At 74.1% G+C, this 23,494-nt stretch carries 21 protein-coding genes; 14 read left to right on the top strand and 7 right to left on the bottom strand.

Going from position 1 to position 23,494, the window contains the following annotated elements; all coding sequences use genetic code 11:
• Window positions 1-44 precede the first annotated feature (44 nt).
• Complete coding sequence (locus BMY40_RS12675) at window positions 45-638, top strand: NADPH-dependent FMN reductase (RefSeq protein WP_093658779.1); 594 nt, start codon at window positions 45-47, stop codon at window positions 636-638.
• Window positions 639-767: 129 nt separating this feature from the next.
• On the opposite strand, the gene BMY40_RS12680 is transcribed toward BMY40_RS12675, so the two are convergent.
• The gene (locus BMY40_RS12680) at window positions 768-2,585 is read right to left on the bottom strand and encodes a bifunctional metallophosphatase/5'-nucleotidase (RefSeq protein ID WP_093658781.1); all 1,818 of its coding nucleotides are present in this window, start codon (window positions 2,583-2,585) and stop codon (window positions 768-770) included.
• A 146-nt stretch (window positions 2,586-2,731) separates the two neighbouring features.
• Between BMY40_RS12680 and mshD the strand changes: the two genes are divergently transcribed.
• Complete coding sequence (mshD, locus tag BMY40_RS12685; protein ID WP_093658783.1) at window positions 2,732-3,667, top strand: mycothiol synthase; 936 nt, start codon at window positions 2,732-2,734, stop codon at window positions 3,665-3,667.
• A gap of 55 nt (window positions 3,668-3,722) precedes the next feature.
• Here the strand turns inward: mshD and BMY40_RS12690 are convergent, their stop codons facing one another.
• The 5 genes from BMY40_RS12690 to BMY40_RS12710 form a co-directional block, all read right to left on the bottom strand.
• Complete coding sequence (locus BMY40_RS12690) at window positions 3,723-6,596, bottom strand: DUF6493 family protein (RefSeq protein ID WP_093658785.1); 2,874 nt, start codon at window positions 6,594-6,596, stop codon at window positions 3,723-3,725.
• Window positions 6,593-8,026, bottom strand: coding sequence for an SWIM zinc finger family protein (locus BMY40_RS12695; protein ID WP_093658787.1), 1,434 nt, complete (start codon window positions 8,024-8,026; stop codon window positions 6,593-6,595). Before BMY40_RS12695 ends, BMY40_RS12690 begins: the two co-directional genes overlap by 4 nt.
• Window positions 8,027-8,083: 57 nt before the next feature.
• Window positions 8,084-8,290 carry a DUF397 domain-containing protein gene (locus tag BMY40_RS12700; protein WP_093658789.1) on the bottom strand — a complete coding sequence of 69 codons (207 nt, stop codon included), beginning with the start codon at window positions 8,288-8,290 and terminating at the stop codon, window positions 8,084-8,086.
• Between the two features lie 88 nt (window positions 8,291-8,378).
• Window positions 8,379-8,585 carry a DUF397 domain-containing protein gene (locus BMY40_RS12705; RefSeq protein WP_093658791.1) on the bottom strand — a complete coding sequence of 69 codons (207 nt, stop codon included), beginning with the start codon at window positions 8,583-8,585 and terminating at the stop codon, window positions 8,379-8,381.
• Entirely contained in the window at window positions 8,582-9,478 is an 897-nt protein-coding gene (locus tag BMY40_RS12710) for a helix-turn-helix domain-containing protein (RefSeq protein ID WP_093659165.1), read from the bottom strand. Before BMY40_RS12710 ends, BMY40_RS12705 begins: the two co-directional genes overlap by 4 nt.
• Window positions 9,479-9,950: 472 nt before the next feature.
• Here BMY40_RS12710 and BMY40_RS12715 point away from each other — a divergent pair, with 472 nt between their 5' ends.
• The 4 genes from BMY40_RS12715 to BMY40_RS12730 all read left to right on the top strand — a co-directional run bounded on the left by BMY40_RS12715 (window position 9,951) and on the right by BMY40_RS12730 (window position 14,461).
• Window positions 9,951-12,158: an RNA degradosome polyphosphate kinase gene (locus BMY40_RS12715; protein ID WP_245770049.1), complete on the top strand. Its 2,208-nt coding sequence runs from the start codon at window positions 9,951-9,953 to the stop codon at window positions 12,156-12,158.
• Window positions 12,142-13,386, top strand: coding sequence for a CHAD domain-containing protein (locus BMY40_RS12720; protein WP_093658795.1), 1,245 nt, complete (start codon window positions 12,142-12,144; stop codon window positions 13,384-13,386). Before BMY40_RS12715 ends, BMY40_RS12720 begins: the two co-directional genes overlap by 17 nt.
• Entirely contained in the window at window positions 13,386-13,883 is a 498-nt protein-coding gene (locus BMY40_RS12725; protein WP_093659167.1) for an NUDIX hydrolase, read from the top strand. The genes BMY40_RS12720 and BMY40_RS12725 overlap by 1 nt, the downstream gene beginning before the upstream one ends.
• A gap of 155 nt (window positions 13,884-14,038) precedes the next feature.
• On the top strand, window positions 14,039-14,461 hold the full coding sequence (locus BMY40_RS12730) for an Hsp20/alpha crystallin family protein (RefSeq protein WP_093658797.1): 423 nt from the start codon (window positions 14,039-14,041) through the stop codon (window positions 14,459-14,461).
• Between the two features lie 18 nt (window positions 14,462-14,479).
• Here the strand turns inward: BMY40_RS12730 and BMY40_RS12735 are convergent, their stop codons facing one another.
• Window positions 14,480-15,304: a class I SAM-dependent methyltransferase gene (locus BMY40_RS12735; protein ID WP_177213985.1), complete on the bottom strand. Its 825-nt coding sequence runs from the start codon at window positions 15,302-15,304 to the stop codon at window positions 14,480-14,482.
• A gap of 232 nt (window positions 15,305-15,536) precedes the next feature.
• Between BMY40_RS12735 and mshA the strand changes: the two genes are divergently transcribed.
• The 8 genes from mshA (at window position 15,537) to BMY40_RS12775 (ending at window position 23,465) form a co-directional block, all read left to right on the top strand.
• On the top strand, window positions 15,537-16,856 hold the full coding sequence (mshA, locus tag BMY40_RS12740; RefSeq protein WP_245770050.1) for a D-inositol-3-phosphate glycosyltransferase: 1,320 nt from the start codon (window positions 15,537-15,539) through the stop codon (window positions 16,854-16,856).
• Window positions 16,849-17,370, top strand: coding sequence for a type III secretion system chaperone family protein (locus tag BMY40_RS12745; RefSeq protein ID WP_093658801.1), 522 nt, complete (start codon window positions 16,849-16,851; stop codon window positions 17,368-17,370). Before mshA ends, BMY40_RS12745 begins: the two co-directional genes overlap by 8 nt.
• Window positions 17,371-17,659: 289 nt before the next feature.
• A complete protein-coding gene (locus BMY40_RS12750; protein ID WP_093658803.1) occupies window positions 17,660-18,901 on the top strand; it encodes a substrate-binding domain-containing protein in 1,242 nt (413 codons plus the stop codon).
• Between the two features lie 5 nt (window positions 18,902-18,906).
• Entirely contained in the window at window positions 18,907-19,668 is a 762-nt protein-coding gene (locus tag BMY40_RS12755) for an ABC transporter ATP-binding protein (protein WP_093658805.1), read from the top strand.
• Window positions 19,665-20,522: an ABC transporter ATP-binding protein gene (locus BMY40_RS12760; RefSeq protein WP_245770051.1), complete on the top strand. Its 858-nt coding sequence runs from the start codon at window positions 19,665-19,667 to the stop codon at window positions 20,520-20,522. Before BMY40_RS12755 ends, BMY40_RS12760 begins: the two co-directional genes overlap by 4 nt.
• Window positions 20,519-21,391, top strand: a complete 873-nt coding sequence (locus tag BMY40_RS12765; RefSeq protein ID WP_093658807.1) for a branched-chain amino acid ABC transporter permease — start codon at window positions 20,519-20,521, stop codon at window positions 21,389-21,391. Before BMY40_RS12760 ends, BMY40_RS12765 begins: the two co-directional genes overlap by 4 nt.
• A complete protein-coding gene (locus tag BMY40_RS12770; RefSeq protein ID WP_093658809.1) occupies window positions 21,388-22,542 on the top strand; it encodes a branched-chain amino acid ABC transporter permease in 1,155 nt (384 codons plus the stop codon). Before BMY40_RS12765 ends, BMY40_RS12770 begins: the two co-directional genes overlap by 4 nt.
• Window positions 22,539-23,465: an alpha/beta hydrolase gene (locus BMY40_RS12775; RefSeq protein ID WP_093658811.1), complete on the top strand. Its 927-nt coding sequence runs from the start codon at window positions 22,539-22,541 to the stop codon at window positions 23,463-23,465. The genes BMY40_RS12770 and BMY40_RS12775 overlap by 4 nt, the downstream gene beginning before the upstream one ends.
• Window positions 23,466-23,494 lie beyond the last annotated feature (29 nt).

Raw genomic sequence — 23,494 nt, forward strand, 5'->3', positions numbered from 1 at the left:
TGCCGGAGGGAATCCGCCCTGCGAGAGGAACCGAGGAGACGACGATGAGTGAGACCCTGCCGCGCCTCGCCGTGATCATCGGAAGCGTCCGCGAGGGACGCTTCGGGCCCACCGTGGCGAACTGGTTCGCCGGGCAGGCCGAGGAGTTCGGCCGCTTCGAGGTGGACGTGATCGACCTGGCCCAGTGGCCGCTGCCCGTGGTGATGCCGAGCTGGGACGGCGAGCCGCCCGCGGAGACGATCCGCAGCAAGGAGGAGCTCTCCCGCAGGCTGGCAGCGGCCGACGCCTTCGTCGTGGTGACCCCCGAGTACAACCACAGCTTCCCCGCCTCCCTGAAGAACGTGATCGACTGGTTCCGCGAGGAGTGGTTCGCCAAGCCGGTCGGCCTGGTCTCCTACGGGGGCATGGGCGGCGGCCTGCGGTCGGCGGAGCACCTGCGCCAGGTCTTCCCCGAACTGCACGCGATGACCGTCCGCGACTCCCTGAGCTTCCACAACGCCTGGGACGTCTTCGACGCGGACGGGCAGCCGAAGGACTCGGAGGCCGCCGCCTCGGCGGCCAAGGGGATGCTCGACCAGCTCGACTGGTGGGCCGGCGTGCTGCGCGAGGGCCGCAGGCAGCGCCCGTACGGGGCCTGAGCCCGCGGGCGGCGCGCCTCCCGGCGGAAAGAACGCCGCCGACCGGCGCGGGGCCGGTCGGCGGCGTTGTGGGGGTCCGCGGGCCGGGGGAAGGCGGCCCGCGGAGGGAGGGTCATCCGCCGTGGGGGGTCACCGGATGACCGTGATCCGGTCCGCCGCCGGGGCGCCGATCGGCGCGGAGGCGGAGGAGCCGGCGGTCAGGTAGTCCTGGAGGGCCGCCAGGTCGTCACCGCCGACCAGCGGGTCGGTGCCCTGCGCCAGCGTCGGGAAGCCGTCGCCGCCACCCGCCAGGAAGGAGTTGACCGCGACGCGGTAGGAGGCCGACGGGTCGATCGGCTCGCCGTTCAGCCGCACCGAGTCCGCGACGATCCGGTCCGCGCCGGACCGGGTGAGGTCGAGGGTGTAGGTGAGGCCGGAGGAGACCTGCAGGATCTTCGGGGAGGCCTCGTTGGCGCCGCTGACCTGCTCGCGCAGCACCTTCAGAAGCTGCTCGCCGGTGAGGGTGGTCAGGTTGACGGTGTTGGAGAAGGGCTGGACGGTGAAGCCCTCGGCGTACGTCACCACACCGTCGCCCTCGGCGCCGGAGGCCGCGTACACCAGGTCGGCGCGGATGCCGCCGGGGTTCATCAGGGCCAGGTCGGCCTCGGGGTCCAGCCCACGGGCGTGGGCGAGCTGGGCGTCGGCGATCAGGTCGCCCAGCGGGGACTCGGGCCTGGTGCGGTCGGCGGTGATGTCCTCGGAGATCCAGCCGATGGGGCGGCCCGCGACGGGCGCGGCCAGCCCCTTCCAGTAGTCGATCAGGGAGGTGAGGTCGGCGGCCTTCTCCTGGTTGCGGTGGACGACGCGGTTGGCGCCCTGGACCGAGGCGCGCACGATGTCGCGGGTGCGGCGGTCGTACTCCATGTTCAGCTCGGTGAACAGCCGGCCGAAGGAGGCGGCGGAGGTGACCAGGCGGTCCTCGCCGCGCGGGTCGGGGATGGAGCAGACGTACGGCTGGTGGGTGTGGCCGGTGATCAGCGCGTCCACGCCCGCGTTCGTCCGCTTCGCGATGTCGACGATCGGGCCGGACAGCCTGCCGCCGTCCTCGCCGCAGTCGGCGTTGTAGGCGCTGGAGGCCGGGGTGCCGCCCTCGTGGACCAGCGCGATGACGGCGTTGACGCCCTTGCGGCGCAGCTCCTCGGTGTACTTGTCGATCGTCTCGGCCTCGTCGAGGAACTTCAGTCCCTTGACGCCCTCGGCCGAGACGATGTTCGGCGTGCCCTCCAGCGTGACGCCGATGAAGCCGACCTTGACGCCCTTCATCTTCTTGACGGTGTAGGGGGCCATCAGCGGCTTGCCGGTCTTCTCGTCGACGACGTTGGCCGCGAGGATCGGGAAGTCGGCGCCGCCGAAGGTGCGGCCCTCGTCGTAGCAGCCGTCCTCGGGGTGGCAGCCGCCCTCCTGGAGGCGCCTGAGCTCGGCGGCGCCCTCGTCGAACTCGTGGTTGCCGACGCCCACGACGTCCATGCCGAGCGCGTTCATCGCCTCGATGGTGGGCTCGTCGTGGAAGAGGCCCGACAGCAGGGGGCTGGCGCCGACGATGTCGCCGGGGGCGACGGTCACCGAGTACGGGTTGCCCTTGCGGGCCTCGCGCAGGGAGGTGGCGAGGTACTCGGCGCCGCCCGCGTCGATCTGCTCGGTGGTGCCGTCGGGGTGCTGGTGGGTCACACGGCCGGAGGAACCTGTCGGGGGCTCCAGGTTCCCGTGGAAGTCGTTGATGGCGAGCACCTGGAGGTCGACGGTGCGGCCGTGGCGCTCGCCGCGGTCGCCGTGCGCGCCGGGGGCCCCGGACGGGGCGTCCTGCGCGGCGGCGGGCATGGCGGCGCCGAGGGCGCCGACGGTCAGCAGACCGGCCGCGGCTGCGGTGAGTCTGCGGGAGAGGGGAGACCGCTTGGGCGGAGTGGACATGTTCTGTCCCCTTCTGTTCCCTTGTCGAGGCCGTGAGTTGGCCCGAAAGTGGCCGGTGGTGGCGGAGGCAGCCTAGGTCAACGCGCGTAGCGTGTCATTGTTGCGTTGGTAACCGCCAGGTTTCGATGCTGCGTAGGCTTCTCCCCATGAGCGACGTGGTGGTTGTGGACGAGCTGACGCCCGAGGCCGTGCGGCAGGCCCAGGCGCTGATCGACGAGGCCGCCCGGGTGGACGGCCAGCCGGCCGTCTCCGAGCAGGGCCGCCTCCAGTTGCGCGGCGGGCGCCGCGAGGGCGTACGGCATCTGCTGCTCTGGGAACAGGGCGAGCTGGCCGGTTACGGGCAACTCGAGGACACCGATCCGGTCGAGGCCCCGACCGGCGAGTTCGTCGTCCACCCCGACCACCGGAACCAGGGCCACGGACTGGCCCTGGGCCGCGCGCTGCTGGAGGCGTCGGGCCGGCGGCTGCGGGTGTGGGCGCACGGCGGCCACCCGGCCGCACGGCACCTGGCCCGGCTGCTCGGCCTCACCCTCTTCCGCGAACTGCGGCAGATGCGGCGCCCGCTGACGGGCCTGGACCTGCCCGAACCGTCGCTGCCTCCGGGCGTGCGGCTGCGGACCTTCGTCCCCGGCCGGGACGACACCGCCTGGCTGGCCGCCAACGCCGCCGCCTTCGCCCACCACCCCGAGCAGGGCGGCATGACCCAGCGGGACCTGGACGACCGCAAGGCCGAGCCGTGGTTCGACCCCAAGGGCTTCTTCCTCGCCGTGCGCGACGGCGAGGGCGGCGCGGGCGGCGAGGGCGGTGGCGACGGTGGGGAACTGCTCGGCTTCCACTGGACGAAGGTCCACAGCGCCGAGCAGCTCGGCGAGGTGTACGTCGTCGGCGTCGCTCCGGACGCCCAGGGCGGCGGCCTGGGCAAGGCGCTGACACTGGTGGGCCTGCGCTACCTCGCCCGCGACCGCGGCCTGCCGACCGCGATGCTGTACGTGGACGCCGACAACACCGCGGCCGTGAAGGTCTACGAGGGGCTGGGCTTCCAGGTCCACGAGGTGGACCTGATGTACCGCACGGAGGGCTGAACCGGCCGCCGGCCGGAGGCGGCTGACCGGGGCGGCTGGGCGGCCGGGAACGGGATCAGGCTGCCACAGGCGCCCCCACCACGTCCCGCAGCCGGCGGGCCTCCTTCACCAGGCGGCCGCTCCCGCCCCGGGCGGCGGTCTCCGCCACCCCGCCGACCGGCCCGCGCGCCCCGCAGGTCCCGGCGCACTCGGTGGCCAGCGCCAGCAGATCCGGCAGCCCCCGCACCGGCTCCCGCATCGTCAGCATCCCCGGCAGCGCGGCGGCCAGCACGGCGAACACCGTGGCCGGGGCCCCGGCACGCGCCGTCTCCCGCAGCGACTCCAGCAGCCGGTTCGGTTTCACCGTCCCGGCCGCCGCCGTCTCGGCCACGTCCCGGCCCAGCCGCACCGCGTCCAGGTCGCCGCGCGCCGCCAGCACCAGCAGCGCGTCCACGGCCGCCGTACGGTCCTCCGGGTGCCGTGCGCCCAGGGCGTGGGCCAGCCCCAGGTGTACGGCCGGCCCGGCAGCGCCCCCGGCCTCGGCCAGCGCGGGCAGCAGCGCCGCGCCGCCGCGCAGCTCCTCGTCGCCGGTGGCGGCGAAGGTGGGCTGCAGGCGCAGGGCGACCAGTTCGCGGTGGACGGGCAGCACGGACGGCCACAGGCGGACGCCCTGGTTCCAGGACGTCTTGTCCCGCTTGCCGTCGGCGATGTACACGCCCAGCAGCCGCTGGAAGGCTGCGCCGAGCGGGCAGGGCGGGGTCGCCGCCTCACTGGAGAGCCGCACCCTGATGACGGGGCTGCCGTAGCCGTGGACCCGGTGCGTGGGCCGTGCGTCGCGGACCGGCTCGGGCAGGGACGGGCCGCCCGCCTCCAGCCAGGTGCGCACCCGCCGCCCGGCCTCGCCGCCCAACCGCCCGGCGGCGGCCAGGACTTCCGGACCGGCGGCGAAGACGTCCAGACGCAGCAGCGCCTGGTCCAGATCGCAGGGGCCGGGCACGGCGCCCGCCCGCTCGTACTCGGCCAGGCGTGCGACCAGTTCGGCCGGGTCGATCCGCCCGTCTGTGGTGGTGGGGGTGGCCAGCAGGAACGGCGGCGGGTCGTTCAGCACCCGCCAGGCGGCCTCCAGCAGACGGGCCGCGAGGACCTCCCCGAAGGGCGTGAAGTCACGGCCGCGCGGATGTGGCACCGCATGGGCGCCCGATGCCGACGGTGGGAGAGGGGAGTCCTCGCCGCACAGCACCGCCGCCACGTAGTGGATGTGGCCCGGCCCCGGATCGCCCCACCAGCCGTGCCGCCCGTTCCAGGGGTGGCCGCGTATGACCGGCTCCAGCGCCCGCACCAGGCCGTCGCGGTCCCGGTGGGCGTGGCGGACCAGGCCGTCCAGGGCCCGCTCGAAGGCGGCCGCGTCGACACCGGGGGCGGCGGAGGGCCGGAACTGGGCCGCCCGCACGGCGGCCATGACGGCGCCGACCTCCTCGGCCACCTCGGCGGCGGTGGCGAGCGGCGGTGCCATCGGCACCGGCTCGGGGACGGGCGGGAGGACGTCCTCCCAGGGCCCGGCGGCCCCGTCGTCCGGCAGCTCCACCCCCAGCAGTCCGGCGGCGCGGGAACGCAGAGCGGGGCTCAGCGCCTGAGCGGCCGAGGCCAGTTCCGGGCGCACCGCGTCCCCGGCGTGCTTCAGGTGGCGGGCGATCAGGTTCAGCGCCCGCTCCTGGAGGGCGGTGTCCTCGTGTCCGAGGGCGTCGGCGGCGGCGAGCACCACCGCCCCGACCCGCCCCCGGTCGCGGCGGGCGGCGGCGTCCAGCCAGCTCAACTGGGCGCGCACCAGCTTCTTCTCCGTCCGGAACAGCACCGCCCGCGACGCCTGGGCCAACTGCTCGTCGTCCAGCCGTCCGTCCGCGTCCAGGGCGGCAAGACGCTCCTGGGCGAGGGCCGCGACGGTGGAGTGGGCGTCGGGCAGCAGCCGCAGCAGGGTGGTGGCGCGAGCCGCGTACTCGTCGCCGGTGGGGGCGAGTCCGCCCAGGACGGAGAGGAAGCCGCGCAGCTCGGCCGGGCGTCCGCCGCGCAGCAGCCGGGAGAGGCAGCCGTCGAGCAGGGCGGACCGCTCCAGCCGCCCCTCGGCGGCGAGCGCCGCCAGGGCCTTCGGCCAGGACGGCTCCTCCGTCCCCCGGGCGGCGCCCCAGCCCTCCAGCACCGCACCGGCGCCCTCCACCTCGAACAGACGCGGGATGAGGGTGTCGAGGAACGGGTCGTCGCGCAGCCGCTCCGGAAGGGTGCCGCTGCCGCTCGGCGAGAGCCGTCCGTACGGCTCCGGTGCGCCGCCGGCCACGCCGGCCACGCCGGGCCAGCGGGCGGACCGCTGCGGCCACATCCGCTCCAGCGCCCAGCCCAGGACGAATCCGTCGCCGGTCGGCACGGGGCAGCCGGACAGGGCGACCAACCGCTCCGCCAGGGCGTAGCGGGGCCAGTCCCAGGCGTCTTCCGTGCGGATGCGGTCGGCGACGCGCCGGGCGACGTCACCCAGCCACTGTGCCGGGCGGCCGGCGAGGACGGTCAGGAGGCAGGCGGCGTCGGACGGCTCGGCCACCAGGCCCAGGTCGTCGTGCGCGAGCCACTGGGCGGCAGCGGCGGCCCCCGTGTGGCAGCCCGCGCCCGCGATGACCAGCGCCCGCCTGCGCGGCCGGAAGTCCGGATTCCACTCGTTGCGCAACCGCGCGCGCCAGGCCTTCAGATGGGGGACGCACGAGCGCCGCTGCCCGTCGGACAGGGCGGCGATCAGTTCGGGCAGCCGCTTCGGCTCACCACCCGCCACGGCGAGCAGCACCGCGTACGCGTCCTGGTCCAGCTCCCGTTCGGCCGCCGCCAGCACCTCGCGCTCCCCGTCGGACAGGTGGTTCGTGCGCGCCCGTCCGCGTACCAGCCGGGCCAGGGCGCCTCCCGCGCCGCTCACCGGGCACCCGCCGTGGTGGCGGTGGCGGTGGCGGCGGCGGCGGAGGCCGGGGCGTCCGAGTCGTTCCGGGCGTCCAGGGTGATGCGCACGGCCAGGGCGTGGCGGCACGGGCCGCGCCCGCCCCGGTAGTGGGCCCACCAGCGGCAGGTGCAGCTCAGCGCACCGCCGTCGGACCGGACCCGGTGGTCGTGGTCGCCGGTGGTGACGGTGAAGGTGCCGTCCGCCTCCGCGCGTACCGCACCGGCGGCCACCAGCTCGCGGGCGGCGCGCAGCCGGGGGTTGTGCCGCTCGGCGCGCCCGGCGTCGTAGGGCAGCTCGCGGTGGAAGTACGCCGCCTCGGCGGTGTCGTAGCCGATCCGCCCGGCGGTGCCCAGCACGGTCAGGGCGGCGCGCACCCGCTGCGGCGTCAGACCCGACTGCCGGGCCAGCTCCCCGACGTCCACGCGCGGTTCCCAGGCCAGCAGCACCGAGACCAGATCGGCGTCCTCGGCGGCCTCCTCACCGGACAGCGCCTCCAGCACCGCGCCCTCGCCCGAGAAGCCGCGGGCGGGGTCGGGGGAGAGGGTGAGCGTCAGCCGCATCCCCGGCAGCAGCAGCTCCCAGGCGGAGGCCGCCGCGCCGCTCGCGGTCGTCGCGGGCGGCCCGTACAGGCGCAGCCCGGTGGCGTGGCGCAGCACCCGCAGCAGGGCCGAGAGCCGGTCCGGGCCGGGCAGGCAGACGGCGCCGGGCACGGGGCGGGTGGTCGGCCGCAGGGAGCGCCCGGCCTGCACCGCCCAGAGGGCGGACCCCGCACCCGAGCGGGCGCGCGGCAGGGAGCGCAGGAAGCGGACCGCCTCGGCGGCGGTGACCTCCGCGCGCAGGTCGAAGGCGGAGGCGATCACCTGGGTCTCGGCGAAACCGCGCAGCCAGCGGTCCGGCAGCGGCACCTTCTTCTCCACCACCGGCCCGTCGAAGGTGGTCACCTCCAACTCCTCAGGCCCCACCCGCAGATGGAGGGGATCCGAGGGGCCCACCCGGACCAGTGCCTCACGCAGCGGATTGTTGACGTCCACGTTGGTGGTGCCATGGCCGATGTCGTCCCCGTCCAGGCCCTCGCCGAGGATGTCGAGGCGGGCGTAGACGCCGCAGCAGCCGGAGAACGACTCGAACCGCAGCCGGTCCCCGCTGCCCGTCACCACCGGGTCGAGGGACGCGGCCGCCAGGCGCTGGTGGTAGCGGGCCGAGGCCACGTCGGCGACGGACAGCAGCGCCGCGGCGGCGGCCTCGGGCGCGGTCACGAAGCCGGAGAAGAACCGGGGATGCGCGCTCGCCCCGGCCGGTGTCGCCCCGCCGGAGGTCTCCAGCCCCAACTCGGGCCCGCCCGCGCCACCGCGCACTGCCGAAGGCCGGAGATAGGTGTACGTGTGCACCGCTGATGCCGTGGTCGTCATGGCACACGAACGTAGAAGCGACCACTGACATTCAGCCCGAGCGGCTGTGGACCCCGGTCAGCGGTCGGCGGCGTACGCCGTGAAGTCGGCCCACGCCTCCGGCGTGAACGTCAGCCGGGCTCCTCGTATGCGCTTGGAGTCGCGGACGTGGATGGTGCCGGGCGTGGTGGCGACCTCGACGCAGTCGGGGCCGTCGTTGCTGCTGTAGCTGCTCTTGGTCCACTCCAGCTCGGAGCCGTCTCCGGCGGAGGGCTTGAGGCTCATGTGGTCTCTCCCAGCGGTTCTCCGATGAAAGCCGACGGTTCCCGAAAGTCGGGAGCCCGGGCCCGGACGCCGTAGCGCAGGTGCGGGATCAGTGTCCTGCGGTGTGTGCGACGAAGTCGGCCCACGCACCCGGCGCGAAAGCGAGTCGGGGCCCCTGGGTGTTCTTGGAGTCGCGGACGTGGATGGTGCCGGGCGTGGCCGCGACCTCGACGCACGCGGGGCCGTCGTTGGTGCTGTGGCTGCTCTTGGTCCACTCCAGCTCGTAGCCGTCTCCGGCGGAGGGCTTGAGAGTCATGTCATCTCCCCCAGCACTTTCCTGATGAAGGCCAGAGACTCACGCGGTGTGAGGGCCTGGGCACGAAGCATGCCATACCTCATCTCCAGAATCCGCACCTCTTTCGGGTCGGAGATCAGGCGGCTGGTGAGCTGAACTTCATTCTGGGCGACTGCTGTTCTGTCCTTGAAGCTCAGAACCCTCAGCGATCCGCTGAGTGCGGCGTGCTCCTCGATCTCCGTGGGCATCACCTGGATTTTGACGTGCCGCAGTTCGCTCAGTTCCAGGAGATGCTCAAGCTGATGTCGCAGGACAGCCCTGCCTCCGAGCGGGCGCCGAAGTGTGGCCTCTTCCTGAACGAAGGTCAGAAGAGGAGCAGGGTGCCGCGTCAGAATCTCCTGCCTGGCCATGCGCGCGGCCACCAGTCGTTCGAGTTCCTCCTCGCTGCACGCGGGGAGGCGCAGGCCGAACAGCGCTCTCGCGTACTCCTCTGTCTGGAGAAGACCGTCGATGACGGTGTTGGTGTACGACCCCACCTCCACGGCCTCGGACTCAAGCTTGGCCAGATCGCGGACCTTCTTCGGGTAGCGGGCCTCCTCCACGTCCTTCTTCATCGCGGCGAGCTTGCCGTCCGCGCCCAGGATCCGGTCCGCCTTGGCCAGGAAATCCGGATGAGGCAGCCTTCTGGCGCGCTCGACGGCCGAGACCATGCCCAGGCTGTAGCCGATGGCGTCGCCCAGTTCCTGCTGCGTCAGGCCCGCCCCCTCTCGCCACAGCTTGATCTGGCGGCAGGTGGCCCGGATCGCCGGGCCGTAGTCGTCCTCCCAGTCCTCCTCCCAGGAAGCGCCGTCCGCGCCGTTCGTCGTGTGGTCCGTTTGGTATCCGTGTCGCCTGCCGCCGTTGTCCGTGCTCATGTGCACCATCCCCTCCGTCACGCCCGTGTCCAACGGGCCCGCCCCCGGCCCGTCACCCCGTACAGGCCGCACAGATCCGGCCCGCGATTCCACAGCGGCCGGTGTCCGGAACACCGCCGGAACGCCGCCATCGACCACGGTAGTGACATATCGGTCACTATGGGTGGTGGGAGTTCGAAAATCGCTCGAACGGGAAATTCCGCCTCACTCCGTCCCGGCCCCCGCGACACCCGCCGTACACCGCCGGAACGCCGCCGCGACGGTTCGCCGGAGTGAATCGTTCCGGTGTCCGGCACCCGCGCGAAGTGCGGGGATCGCCTGACAGCCATGTCGGCTTAACCGGCGATTCAGACTCGCTTGCGAGCATCGCGGAATGCAGCCCGTCGTGCCGAAGGCGTCGGCCCCGGGGCCACGCCCCGGGCCGCAGCTTCCCGACGCGCCGTTGCCTCTGGCGGCGCGGAACAATGGAGGAATGAGCCAGCCCGTCCAGCCCTCCGTCGGTTTCATCGCCGCCTCGCGCCCGCACGCCATGGTCACGCCTCCGCATGACACCGGCCTCGACACCGACTCCGACGCCTACCGGGAGGGCGAGGGCCCCGACGGGGCGGACGAGGAGCTGCCGCAGGGACGTTTCCTCGACCGGGAGCGCAGCTGGCTCGCCTTCAACGAGCGGGTGCTGGAGCTGGCCGAGGACCCTGCCACGCCGCTGCTGGAGCGGGCGAACTTCCTGGCCATCTTCGCCAGCAACCTCGACGAGTTCTTCATGGTGCGCGTCGCCGGCCTCAAGCGCCGTATCGCCACCGGGGTGGCCACCCGCTCCGCCTCCGGCCTGCAGCCGCGCGAGGTGCTGGAGCTGATATGGAACCGCTCGCGCGAGCTCATGGCCCGGCACGCCGCCTGCTTCCAGCAGGACGTCCTGCCCACCCTGGCCGACGAGGGCATCCACCTGGTGCGCTGGCCGGATCTGACGGAGAAGGAGCAGGCCCGCCTGTTCACCCTCTTCCGGCAGCAGATCTACCCCGTGCTGACCCCGCTGGCGGTGGACCCGGCGCACCCCTTCCCCTACATCTCAGGGCTGTCGCTGAACCTGGCCGTGGTGGTGCGCAACCCGGTCAGCGGGCACAACCACTTCGCGCGGGTGAAGGTGCCGCCGCTGCTGTCCCGCTTCCTGGAGGCCTCCCCGCAGCGCTACGTGCCCATCGAGGACGTGATCGCGGCCCACCTGGAGGAGCTGTTCCCCGGGATGGAGGTCCTCGCCCACCACATGTTCCGGGTCACCCGCAACGAGGACCTGGAGGTGGAGGAGGATGACGCCGAGAACCTGCTGATGGCGCTGGAGAAGGAGCTGATGCGGCGCCGCTTCGGCCCGCCGGTGCGCCTGGAGGTCGAGGAGTCCATCGACCCGTACGTGCTGGACCTGCTGGTGCGCGAGCTGAAGGTCTCCGAGGCCGAGGTCTACCCGCTGCCCGGCCCGCTGGACCTCACCGGCCTGTTCGGGATCGCCGCGCTGGACAAGCCGGAGCTGAAGTACCGCAAGTTCGTCGCCGGCACCCACCGGGACCTGGCCGAGGTCGAGTCGGCGTCGGCGCCCGACGTCTTCGGGGCGCTGCGCGAGCGCGACGTGCTGCTGCACCACCCCTACGACTCCTTCTCCACCTCCGTGCAGCGGTTCCTGGAGCAGGCCGCCGCCGATCCGGACGTGCTGGCGATCAAGCAGACGCTGTACCGCACCTCCGGCGACTCCCCGATCGTGGACGCGCTGATAGACGCGGCCGAGTCCGGCAAGCAGGTGCTGGTGCTGGTGGAGATCAAGGCCCGCTTCGACGAGCAGGCCAACATCAAGTGGGCGCGGAAGCTGGAGGAGGCCGGCTGCCACGTCGTCTACGGCCTCGTCGGCCTCAAGACGCACTGCAAGCTGTCGCTGGTGGTGCGGCAGGAGGGCGAGACGCTGCGCCGCTACAGCCACGTCGGCACCGGCAACTACCACCCCAAGACCGCCCGCCTCTACGAGGACCTGGGCCTGCTGACGGCCGACCCGCAGGTCGGCGCCGATCTGTCCGACCTGTTCAACCGGCTGTCGGGCTACTCGCGCCGCACCACCTACCGCCGGCTGCTGGTCGCGCCCAGCTCGCTGCGCGACGGGCTGATACAGCGCGTCAACCGCGAGATAGCCCACCACCGGGCCGGGCGTCCGGCGTACGTGCGGATCAAGGTCAACTCGATCGTCGACGAGGCGCTCGTCGACGCCCTCTACCGCGCCTCCCGGGCCGGAGTGCCCGTCGACGTGTGGGTGCGCGGCATCTGCGCGGTACGGCCGGGGGTGGCGGGGCTGTCGGAGAACATCCGGGTGCGCAGCGTGCTGGGGCGCTTCCTGGAGCACTCCCGGGTCTTCGTCTTCGCGGGCGGGGGCGATCCGGAGGTGTGGATCGGCAGCGCCGACATGATGCACCGCAACCTCGACCGGCGCATCGAGGCGCTGGTACGGGTCACCGACCCCGGCCACCGGGCCGCCCTCAACCGGCTGCTGGAGACCGGCATGGCGGACACCACCGCCTCCTGGCACCTCGGCCCGGACGGCGAGTGGACGCGCCACGCGACCGACGCCGAGGGACGGCCCCTGAGGAACGTCCAGGAAATGCTCATCGACGCCCGGAGGCGCCGACGTGGTCCAGCCACATGACCTGCCCCTCGGTACGGCGGACGGGGGAGAGGAGCCGTATCCGGAGAAGTCCCCGGAGGCCCGCGAGGGTCCCTGCGGGCTCCATCCGGATCTGGGGGAGGCCACGGCGGGCGAGGTGCTGGCCGAGTACCTCCACCGGCAGGCCACCGGCTTCCTGCGCAGCCTGCGGCTGCACGAGGAGAGCGCGGGCAGCGCCGAGTCGGCGGCCGTCGCGGCCGAGGCCGTGCGGACGATGCGCCGCTGCGCCCGCCGCGTCAGCGCGGCACTGCGGGTCTACCGGCCGCTGACCGACACCGCCCGGGCCGACCAGCTCGGCTCCGAGCTGGCCTGGCTGTCGGGCGTGCTGGGGCGGGAGCGGGCGTACGAGACGCGGCTGGACCGGCTGCTGGGGGCGCTGCACCGGCTGTCGTCGGTGCCCGCGGGGGCTGCGGGCACCGACGGTTCCGCGACCGGTTCCGCGGCCGGTTCGACTGACGGCGGGGCGTCCGGCCCGCCCGTCCAGCGGGGCTCCGTCTCGCCCGGCGGCGGCCTGGGGATCGGCGCCGCCCGCGCCGGGGCGCTGCTGGAGCGGCAGCTCACCCTCGCCCGGACCCGCGCCCACTCCGCCGCCCTCCGGACGCTCGGCTCGGCCCGCTTCCACGCCGTGGCCGACGCGGTCGCCGTCCTGGCCTCCGAGGCGCCGCTGGCGGGCGAGGCCGCTTCCCGCCCGGCCGTACACGTGCTGCCGCCGCTGGCCGAGCTGGCCCACCGGCGGGCGGCGGAGGCGGTGGAGGCGCTGCCGCTGACCAGGGCCCGCCAGTCGTACAACGGCGAGGCGTTCGCCCACACCCTCGTCGTGGACGGGGAGCTGGACGCCGCCTGGAACCAGGTGCGGCTGCTGGTGCGGCTGCGCCGTTACGCCCACGAGGTGCTGGGCGCCGACGATCCGGCGCTGACCGCCGCGAGCCGGGCGCTGGACCGGCACCGGGACGCCGCCGAGGCGGCCTCGGCGGCTGCCGCCGCCGCCCGCACCCCGCGTATCGCCCCCGCCACCGCCTACGCGCTCGGGGTGCTCCACGCCGACCAGCGGCACGAGGTGGAGGCGGCGAGGTTCAGCTTCGGGCGGCTGTGGCGCCCGGCGGCCTCCGCCCACCAGGCCCGGCCGGCCGGTCCGGACCGGCCGGCGCAGGAACAGGAGCAGGGGACGGAGGCGGCCCCGGTGGCCTTCGGAGCGGAGTGGGGCCGCTGATGGGCGGCTCGGGCTCCGGTCGCGCACCCGGATCCGGCCCCCGCTCCGGTCCCGGCCCCCGTACGATCCGCGCCGCGGGCTGCGTGCTGTGGCGCCGTACGCGCTCCGGCGCGGGGGCGGGCGAAGGGGCGTCCGCAGAGGGCGCGGGCATCGAGATCGCGCTCGTCCACCGCCCCAAGTGGGACGACTGGTCGCACCCCAAGGGCAAGCTCAAGCCGGGCGAGGCGGCCCTGCCCGCGGCGGTGCGCGAGGTGCGCGAGGAGACCGGCATGTCCTGCACCCCGGGCGCGGTGCTGCCCACCATGCGCTACGAGACCGGCGGCCGGACCAAGGAGGTCCGCTACTGGGCCGCCGAGGCGACCGGCGGGGCCTTCACGCCCGGCGACGAGGTGGACCGGCTGCTGTGGCTGGCCCCTCGGGAGGCCCGGCGGCAGCTCACCCAGGAGCAGGACCGGCTGCTCGTCGACGCCCTGCTGGCGGCCCTCCACCTCGACTGAGGAGCGGTCCGGTCTTCCGGAGCACCCCTGAAGCACCTACCCTGACCTGCCTTTTCAATAAACTTGAGTCGGCACTTGTCAATTTTCCTCCCTGGAGTTATATAGGAAGTGAAGGGCACAGCAGGATGGAGTGCCAGGGAAGGAGATGACCCGTGATGCTGATGCGCACCGACCCGTTCCGCGAACTCGACCGCCTCACCGAGCAGCTCCTGGGCACCACGGCCCGCCCGGTCGGAATGCCGATGGACGCCTACCGCTCCGGTGACGACGTCGTGGTCCACTTCGACCTCCCCGGCGTCGACCCGGAGAGCATCGACCTCGACGTCGAGCGCAACGTCCTGACCGTCCACGCCGAGCGCCGGTGGCTCGGACCGGAGGACGCCGAGCGGATCGCCGCCGAGCGGCCCACCGGCAAGTTCAGCCGGCAGCTCTTCCTCGGCGACACCCTCGACACCGACCGGATCGACGCCTCGTACGACGCCGGTGTCCTGACGCTGCGCATCCCGGTGGCCGAGCAGGCCAAGCCGCGCAAGATCCAGATCAGCGGCGGCTCCGGCAAGAAGGAGCTGACGAGCTGACCCCGGGGCTTCGCGCCCTCACGTCCCCTTCCTGCCGCCGCCCGGCGCCAGGGCCTCCCACCGCACGGTGACCTCGCCCTGGCGCCAGCGGCGCGGTCCGTCCACGACCGGCCAGCCGGCGGCGACCTCCTGCACCGAACGCATCCAGCGCTGCCGCGCGCCCAGCGCGGCGTACGGGGAGGCCGCCGCCCAGGCCCGGTCCATGTCGAGCAGGAAGGCATGCACCGGCTCACCCGGCACGTTGCGGTGGATGAGCGCCTTGGGCAGCCGTTCGGCCAGGTCGGAGGGGGTGCCCAGGGAGCCGAGCCGGGCCGCGAACGTCACCGTGCGCGGCCCCTCCGGGCCGATCGCCACCCACACGTGCCGCCGTCCGATCTCGTCGCACGTCCCCTCCACCAGCAGCCCGCCGGGCGCCAGACGGGCGCGCAGCCGGTCCCAGACGGGGACGACCTCCCGCTCGTCGTACTGGCGCAGCACGTTCGCGGCCCGGATCAGCATGGGCCGCCGCCCGCCCGGCAGCGGCACCTCGAAACCGCCGCGGGCGAAGACCAGGCCGGGACGCTCGTAGGGGCGGGCCGCCTCGACCCGCGCCGGATCGATCTCGATGCCGACGACGCTCACGTCCGGGCACGCCGCCCGCAGCCGCTCCAGCAGCTCGACGGCCGTCCACGGCGCGGCGCCGTACCCCAGGTCCACGGCGACGGGGCCGTACGGATCGGCGGTGCGGCGCAGCGCGGACCCGTGGACGGCGGCGATCCAGCGGTCCATGCGCCGCAGCCGGTTCGGATTCGTCGTTCCCCGCGTGACGGTCCCCACGGGCCGCTCCGCCCCACGCCTGCCCATGCCGGCAACCCTACGGTCTCCCGCCGCGGCCCCGTCCGCCCGCTCCCGTCCGCTCCCCCCGCTCCCCGCCCGTCCGCGCGGGTGACCGCCGGTGTCCGCGCCGCGCCCTCGCGTCACGGTTTGGCAAAGCGGGCAGGAGCGGGAAGGGAACGGCCCCGGCCGGTGTTGACGCGTTGACGCCCCCAGAGAGCGGACCGTCGCTCGGCGTCCCGTCCCCGAGGAGGCAGCGCAGGTGAGCCCGCACCACACCAGGCTCGGTCGGCGGCTGCACCGGTTCACGCGACGGCCCCGCCGCGTGGCCATGCTCAGCGTCCACACCTCGCCACTGCACCAGCCCGGCACCGGCGACGCCGGCGGCATGAACGTCTACATCGTCGAGCTGGCCAGGCAGCTCGCCGCCCAGGGCACCGAGGTCGAGGTCTTCACCCGCGCCACCACCGGCGGGCTCCCGCCCGCCGTCGAGCTCGCCCCCGGCGTACTGGTGCGGCACGTGGACGCCGGCCCCTACGAGGGGCTCGCCAAGGAGGATCTGCCCGCCCAGCTGTGCGCCTTCACCCACGGCGTGATGCGCGCCTGGGCCCGCCACCGGCCCGGCCACTACGACCTGGTCCACTCCCACTACTGGCTCTCCGGCCACGTCGGCTGGCTCGCCGCCGAACGCTGGGGCGTCCCCCTGGTGCACGCCATGCACACCATGGCCAAGGTCAAGAACGCCGCCCTCGCCGAGGGCGACACCCCCGAGCCCCCCGCCCGCGTCATCGGCGAGACGCAGATCGTACGGGCCGCCGACCGGCTCATCGCCAACACCGCCGAGGAGGCGGGCGAGCTCGTCCACCACTACGGCGCCGACCCCGCCCGCACGGCCGTCGTCCACCCCGGCGTCAACCTCGACCGCTTCCGCCCCGCCGACGGCCGCGCCGCCGCCCGCGCCCGCCTGGGCCTGCCGCAGGACGCCTTCATCCCCCTGTTCGCCGGGCGGATACAGCCGCTCAAGGCCCCCGACGTCCTGCTGCGCGCCACCCGCCTGCTGCTGGACGAGGACCCCTCGCTGCGCGAACGCCTCGTCGTCCCCGTCGTCGGCGGACCCAGCGGCAGCGGGCTGGCCAAGCCCGAGCAGCTCCAGAAGCTCGCCGCCCGCCTGGGCATCACCGACGTGGTGCGCTTCCGCCCGCCGGTCGGCCAGGAACTCCTGGCCGACTGGTACCGAGCGGCGAGCGTGCTGGTGATGCCCTCCCACAGCGAGTCCTTCGGCCTGGTCGCCGTCGAGGCGCAGGCGTGCGGCACCCCCGTCGTCGCCGCGTCCGTCGGCGGGCTGCCGGTGGCGGTGCGCGACGGGGTCAGCGGCCTCCTCGTCGACGGCCACGAGCCGGCCGGCTACGCGCGGGCGCTGCGGCGGCTGATCGACGACCGGGAGCTGGCGGCCCGCATGGGCGAGGCCGCGGCCCGCCACGCGAGCGGCTTCGGCTGGGACACCGCCGCCGCCGCCACCGCCGAGGTGTACGCCGAAGCGATGGCCGGACGCCGCCGTCACCTACGATCGGCGCATGGGTGACAAGCGCGACGACAACGGCGGTGACGCGACCGCGAAGGCCAGGGCCGCGATCGAGCAGGCGCTGCGGGAAGCCGAGCTGAAGTGGGAGAGCCCGTCCGACGGCAACTACGTCGTCACACTGCCGGGCACCCGCAAGCTCTCCACGACCTGCTCCCTGATCGTCGGCAGGCACTCCCTGTCCGTCAACGCCTTCGTCGTCCGCCGCCCGGACGAGAACCACGCCGAGGTCCACCGCTGGCTGCTGGAGCGCAACACCCGCCTGTACGGCCTGGGTTACGCCATCGACAGCCTCGGCGACGTCTACCTCGTGGGGAAGCTGCCGCTGTCGGCCGTCACCCCCGAGGAGGTGGACCGGCTGCTCGGCGTGGTCGTGGAGAACGCCGACGGTGCGTTCAACACCCTGCTGGAGATGGGTTTCGCCACCTCCATCCGCAAGGAGTATGCCTGGCGGACCTCCCGCGGCGAGTCCACGCGCAACCTGGAGGCGTTCGCGCACCTGCTGCGCGACGAGTGAGCGGACGGGCGGGGGACGGGTCGGCCGGCGGGAACACCGCGGAACCGCACGGCGGAACCGGACCGCGGGACCGCACGGCGGAATCACAGCACGGAACCACGCCGCGGACGGCACCGCGGGATCGGGACGCCCCGGCGCCCATGTGGCGGAAGCCCATGCGCCGGGGCGTTCCTGTGTACGGCGCGGACATTGCCGGTGCACACGGGTGAGGCGACGCTGCCAGGCATCACCACCGTGAGCCGGCCACCCGCCGGTGGCCCGTACAGACCCGCCGAGGAGCCCTCCCGCCATGCGCAGACCCGCCATCACCTCCCTCGCCGCGGCAGCCGTGGCAGCCGCACTCGCCACCTCCTGCTCCAGCCCCGGCACCGCTGCCTCCGGCGGCGAGGGAGCCGAGGAGGTCGAGGTCGCCCTGATCACCTCCACCAGCGGCCCGCTGGCCTCCTACGGCGAGCAGTACCTGAGGGGCTTCGAAGCCGGACTCGACCACGCCACCGGCGGCACCGGGAAGATCGACGGCGTCGAGATCAAGGTGAGCAGGTACGACGACGGCGGCGACCCCGCCAAGGGCGTCTCGCTGGCCAAGAAGAGCGCCGGCCAGGGCGTGCGGATCATCGCCGGCACGGCCGCCTCCGGCGTGGCCACCCAGATCGCGCCGGTCGCCGCCCAGAACAAGGTCCTCTACATCTCCGGCCCCGCCGCCACCGACGCCCTGACCGGCGCGAACAAGTACACCTTCCGCTCCGGGCGCCAGACCTTCCAGGACGTGGCCACCGCCCAGCGGATCCTCGAGGCCCAGGAGGGCGGCGAGGCGGGTGAGGACGGCAAGAGCGGCAAGGGCGGCAAGGGCGGCAAGGGGAGGAAGGTCGTCGTCCTCGCCCAGGACAACGCCTTCGGCCAGGCCAACGTCGCCGCCGTGGAGAGCGTGCTCGGCACCGGCGGCACCACCGTGGACTCCGTCCTCGCCCCGCCCAGCGCCACCGACCTCACCCCAACCGCCACCAAGGTCAAGGCCGCCGGGCCCGACATGGTCTTCGTCGCCTGGGCCGGCGACACCGCCCAGTCGATGTGGACCACCCTCGACCAGCAGGGCGTGCTCGACGCCGCCACCGTCGTCACCGGACTCGACAGCCGCGCCAGCTACCCCGTCTTCGGCAAGGCCCGCGACAAGGTCACCCTCCTGGCCCACTACGTGCCCGGCGCCATCGACAACCCCGAGGCGAAGGCCGTCGAGGAGTACTTCGGGAAGAAGGGCTGGAAGACCGACCTGTTCACCCCCGACGGCTTCAACGCCGCCCAGATGGTCGCCCAGGCCGTCCGCGAGGCCGGAGCCGACGGCGACACCGACGCCATGGTCAAGGCCCTGGAGGGCCACACCTTCGCGGGCATCAAGGGCGAGAACACCGTCCGCGCGGGCGACCACGCGCTGCTCCAGCCCATGTTCCAGGCGGAGTTCGACGGCGACGCGCCGAAGGTCGTCCAGACCCTCGACGCCCGGGAAGTCGCCCCCGCCGAGAAGAAGATCGGCTGACGGCTGTGTCACCTGTCCTCGAACTGAGCGGGCTGAGCTGGTCCGTCGGTGCGGCGACCATCGTCGACGGGATCGAACTGGCCGTGGAGGAAGGCGAGTTCGTCGCCGTCATCGGACCCAACGGCGCCGGCAAGACCTCCCTGTTCAACCTCGTCTCCGGCATCACCCGCCCCACCGGCGGCACCGTCCGCCTGGACGGCGCCGACATCACCGGCCTGCCGCCCCACCGCCGCGCCCGCCGCGGACTGGGCCGCACCTTCCAGTCCTCCTCCGTCTTCCCGACCATGACCGTCGCCGGGCACGTCGCCCTGGCCGCCCGCGCGGCCGGCGCGAAGCGGGTCGCGGAGGACGGGGAGGGCGTGCGGGCCGTACTGGAGCGCGTACGGCTGGCCCGGCGCGCCGGCGACCTCGCCGGGGGGCTGTCCCACGGCGACAAGCGCAAGCTGGAGCTCGCCGTGCTGCTCGCCCCCACCCTCGCGCAAGGGGGCTCCGGCCCCTCCCCGGGCGGCCCCCGTCTGATGCTCCTGGACGAGCCCATGGCGGGCGTCGCCGCCGAGGAGGTCGGCGAGCTGACCGACGTCATCCGCACCCTCCACCGCACCGAGGGCCGCACCGTGCTGATGGTCGAGCACCACATGGACATCCTGCTCGGCCTCGCCGACCGGGTGGCCGTGATGCACCACGGCACCCTGCTGGCCACCGGCACGCCCGACGCGGTGATGGCCGACCCGACCGTCCAGGAGGCGTACGTGGGGGAGGAACTGTGAGCACGAACCCCGAAGCGGGCTCCGGAACGGACCCCGGACCGTCCCCCGTCCTGTCCGTGCGCGACCTGCGGGTGCGCATCGGCCAGTCCAGCATCCTCCAGGGCGTCGGCTTCGACGTCGCCCCCACCGGCACCACCGCCCTGCTGGGCCGCAACGGCGTCGGCAAGACCACCACCGTCCGCGCCGTACTGGGCCTGCTGCCCGAGGGCGGCGAGGTCACCGGCGGCACCGTCCGCCTGGACGGCGCGGACGTCACCGGCCACCGCACCCACACCGTGGTGCGGCGCGGCGTCGGCTACGTGCCCGAGGACCGCGGGGTGTTCGGCTCCCTCACCGTCGCCGAGAACCTCGCCCTCGCCGAACGCGGCTCCGGCCCCCACCACTACGACCTGGTCCACGACCTCTTCCCCGAGCTGAAGACCCGGCGCGGGCAGCGCGCCGGTACCCTCTCCGGCGGTCAGCAGCAGATGGTCGCCCTCGCCCGCGCCCTGCTCAACGACAACCGCCTGGTCATCGTCGACGAGCCGACCAAGGGGCTCGCGCCCCGCGTCGTCACCGAGGTCGCCGAGGTCCTCCGGCGCGCCGCAGAACGCGTCCCGGTTCTGCTCGTCGAGCAGAACCTGGCCGTCGTACGCCGGCTGGCGCGCGACGCCGTGGTGCTGGACGCGGGCCGCACCGTCCACACCGGCGACGCGGCCGCCCTCCTGACCGACCGCGAACTCACCACGAGCCTGCTCGGCGTCGGACGCCACGAGCGGCCCGGGCAGGCCGGAGGGCAACCCGGGGAGCAGTCCGGGGAGCAGTCCGGGGAGCAGGGACAGCGCGAGCACGCGACCAAGGAGACCACCCCATGAGCACGCTGGTCCTGCTCACCCTCACCGGACTGGGCCTGGGCGCCCTGTACTTCCTCATCGCCTCCGGCCTCGCCCTGATCTTCGGCCTGATGGACGTCCTCAACTTCGCCCACGGCGCCTTCCTCACCGTCTCGGCGTACGCGGCCTGGCGCACCGCCGAGACCGTCGGCGGCACGGGCGGGCTGGCACTGGCCGTGCTGGTCGGCACCGCCACCGGCGCACTGCTGGCGATCGTCGTCGAACTCGTCCTCATCCGCCGCCTCTACGGGCGCCCCCGCGAGCAGATCCTGGTCACCGTCGGCCTCTCGCTGGCCATCCCCGCGCTCGTCCAGGCCGTCTGGGGCGCGGACTCCCGGCCCTTCCCCGTCCCCGACGCGCTGTCGGGCACCGTCTCGGTGCTGGGCGCGCAGGTGCCGGTCAGCCGTTTCGTGCTGATCGCGGTGGCCCTCGCGGTACTGGCGGCCGTCACCCTCTTCCTCTCCCGCACCCGCTACGGGCTGATCGTGCGGGCGGGCGTGGAGGACCGGGCGATGGTCACCGCCCTGGGCATCGACGTCACCCGCGCCTTCACCCTCGTCTTCGCCATCGGCGGCGCCCTCGCCGGGCTGGCGGGCGTCCTCGGCGGGCTCTACTTCGGCTCGCTCTCCCCCCACCAGGGCACCTCGCTGCTGGTGTTCGCCTTCGTCGTGGTGGTCATCGGCGGCATGGGCTCCATCCCCGGCGTGGCGCTCTCCGCGCTCGCCGTCGGCCTGGTGCAGCAGTACGCCAACTACTACGTCGACGGCTACGGCGACTTCGCCGTCGTCGTGCTGCTCGCGGCCGTCGTCCTGGCCCGCCCCGCCCCCCGACTCGCAGGAGGAGTCGCATGACGACCTCCCCGGCTTCCCCGGCCGCCGCACCGTCCTCATCCGGCGAGCGACCCGCGTCCACCGCCACCGGGCCCGCCGGAACCACCGGACCCGCCGCCCGGTCCGCCCGACGGTGGCGGGGCCTGCTCGCCCCGGCCGCCGTGCTGGCCGCCCTGGCCCTGCTGCCGTACTCCGCCCTGGAGATCCCGGTACTGCTCGACGGCCCGGTCAACTCGCCCGGATCGCTCCAACTGCTGGCCCTGTGCCTGGTGTTCGGCGGACTCGCCCTCGGCTACGACCTGATGTTCGGCCGCACCGGCCTGCTCTCCTTCGGCCACGCCCTCTACGTCGCCGGCGGCGCGTACGGCACCCAGCTCGCCATGACCGAACTGGGCCTGGGCCTCTTCCCCGCCATCGGGCTGGCCCTGGCCGGCGGCACCGCCGCCGCCGTGCTCCTGGGCGCCGTCTCGCTGCGCGGGCTGGCGCTGGGCGGCATCGGCTTCGCCATGGTCACCCTCGCCTTCGCCCAGGCCGGCTCGATCTGGGTGCAGCGCAACCCGGGCGGCCTGACCGGCGGTGAGGAGGGCCTGCCGCTGCACACCGACGGGGTGCCCGCCGCGCTGGTCGGCGTGGAGAACACCGCCAACGTCTACTGGCTGGCCCTGGCCTACCTCGCCCTGACGGCCGCCGTGGTGTGGACGGCCGTGGCCCGGCCGGTCGGCAGGGTCTGGCAGGGCATCCGCGACAACGAGCAGCGGGTCTCCGTCCTCGGCTACGACCCGTTCCGCCACAAGCTCGGCGTCTTCGTCCTGGCCTCCGCCCTCGGCGTGCTGGGCGGCGCGCTGCACCTGCTGGTCACGGCGGGTGCCACCCCGCGCTCCAGCACCCCGGAGTTCACCCTCACCCTGCTGGTGATGGTCGTCCTGGGCGGCAGCGGCACCCGCTGGGGCCCGCTGATCGGCGGGGTGCTGTTCACCTTCCTCGACCAGCGGCTCGCGGTGCTGGCGAGTTCGGACCTGGTGCACGGGCTGCCGGGCGCCCTGCGCGCGCCGCTGTCGGAGCCGATGGTGATCCTCGGCACGCTGTTCGTGATCGCGGTGTACGCGGCGCCGGGCGGCATCGCGTCGATACGGCGCTCGCTGACCTGGCGGAGGGGAGAGGAGACCCGATGACGGACCCGACGACGACCGGACGCACCGGACGCACCGCCGAGGAGACGGCAGTCCCGGTGCGCGGAGGGGAACTGGCCGTCTCGCGGTGGCCCGGCGCCGGGGAGCCGGTGATCGCCCTGCACGGCATCACCGCCAACGGCCGCTCCTTCGCCCCCCTGGCCGCCGCCCTGGGCGATGACACCCCGCTGTACGCCCCCGACCTGCGCGGCCGGGCGCGCAGCGCCGCGCTCCCGGGGCCGTACGGGCTCGCCGCCCACACCGAGGACGTCATCGCCCTCCTGGACCACCTGGGCCGGGAGCGGGCGGTGCTGGTGGGCCACTCCATGGGCGCCTTCGTCGCCGCGCTGACGGCGGCCCGCCACCCGGACCGGATCGCGGGCGTGGTGCTGGTGGACGGCGGCGTGGGCTTCCCCGCCCCCGCGGGAACGGACATCGACGAACTGCTGGAGGCCGTGATCGGCCCGGCGATGCGGCGGCTGTCGATGACCTTCCCCGACCGGGAGGCGTACCGCGCGTTCTTCCGCGAGCACCCGGCCCTGGGCCCGCACTGGAACGACGACGTCCAGGCCTACGTCGACCGCGATCTGGTGGGGCGGGCGCCGCGGCTGCGCAGCAGCTGCGTGCTGGAGGCGGTACGGGCCGACGGGGCGGACGTCCTGGCCGACCCGGAGACCCTCGCGGCGGTGCGGACCGCCGCCTCGGCCGGAGTGCCCGTCACCCTGCTGTGGGCCGAGCGCGGCATGCTGGACGAGCCGCGGGGGCTGTACGACGAGGACCGCCTCGCCACGGCCGGCCTCGGCCCGGGACCCGACTCCGGCGTCACCGTGCGGTGCGTGCCCGGAGCCAACCACTACTCCGTCCTGCTAGCCCCCGACGCGACGGCGGCCATCCGTACGGCGCTGGACGCCGTACGGACCGCCTGACCCGCCTCAGGACCGCCTGACCCGCCGCC

Source organism: Streptomyces radiopugnans, from assembly GCF_900110735.1.
In the GTDB taxonomy this organism is placed as follows: Bacteria; Actinomycetota; Actinomycetes; order Streptomycetales; family Streptomycetaceae; genus Streptomyces; species Streptomyces radiopugnans.

Bases quoted from the DNA above. Each gene is read 5' to 3' on its own strand.
- BMY40_RS12675 (WP_093658779.1), top strand. From the start codon at position 45: ATGAGTGAGACCCTGCCGCGCCTCGCCGTGATCATCGGAAGCGTCCGC.
- BMY40_RS12680 (WP_093658781.1), bottom strand. From the start codon at position 2,585: ATGTCCACTCCGCCCAAGCGGTCTCCCCTCTCCCGCAGACTCACCGCA.
- mshD (WP_093658783.1), top strand. From the start codon at position 2,732: ATGAGCGACGTGGTGGTTGTGGACGAGCTGACGCCCGAGGCCGTGCGG.
- BMY40_RS12695 (WP_093658787.1), bottom strand. From the start codon at position 8,026: ATGACGACCACGGCATCAGCGGTGCACACGTACACCTATCTCCGGCCT.
- BMY40_RS12700 (WP_093658789.1), bottom strand. From the start codon at position 8,290: ATGAGCCTCAAGCCCTCCGCCGGAGACGGCTCCGAGCTGGAGTGGACC.
- BMY40_RS12705 (WP_093658791.1), bottom strand. From the start codon at position 8,585: ATGACTCTCAAGCCCTCCGCCGGAGACGGCTACGAGCTGGAGTGGACC.
- BMY40_RS12710 (WP_093659165.1), bottom strand. From the start codon at position 9,478: ATGAGCACGGACAACGGCGGCAGGCGACACGGATACCAAACGGACCAC.
- BMY40_RS12715 (WP_245770049.1), top strand. From the start codon at position 9,951: ATGAGCCAGCCCGTCCAGCCCTCCGTCGGTTTCATCGCCGCCTCGCGC.
- BMY40_RS12725 (WP_093659167.1), top strand. From the start codon at position 13,386: ATGGGCGGCTCGGGCTCCGGTCGCGCACCCGGATCCGGCCCCCGCTCC.
- BMY40_RS12730 (WP_093658797.1), top strand. From the start codon at position 14,039: ATGCTGATGCGCACCGACCCGTTCCGCGAACTCGACCGCCTCACCGAG.
- BMY40_RS12735 (WP_177213985.1), bottom strand. From the start codon at position 15,304: ATGGGCAGGCGTGGGGCGGAGCGGCCCGTGGGGACCGTCACGCGGGGA.
- BMY40_RS12745 (WP_093658801.1), top strand. From the start codon at position 16,849: ATGGGTGACAAGCGCGACGACAACGGCGGTGACGCGACCGCGAAGGCC.
- BMY40_RS12750 (WP_093658803.1), top strand. From the start codon at position 17,660: ATGCGCAGACCCGCCATCACCTCCCTCGCCGCGGCAGCCGTGGCAGCC.
- BMY40_RS12765 (WP_093658807.1), top strand. From the start codon at position 20,519: ATGAGCACGCTGGTCCTGCTCACCCTCACCGGACTGGGCCTGGGCGCC.
- BMY40_RS12770 (WP_093658809.1), top strand. From the start codon at position 21,388: ATGACGACCTCCCCGGCTTCCCCGGCCGCCGCACCGTCCTCATCCGGC.
- BMY40_RS12775 (WP_093658811.1), top strand. From the start codon at position 22,539: ATGACGGACCCGACGACGACCGGACGCACCGGACGCACCGCCGAGGAG.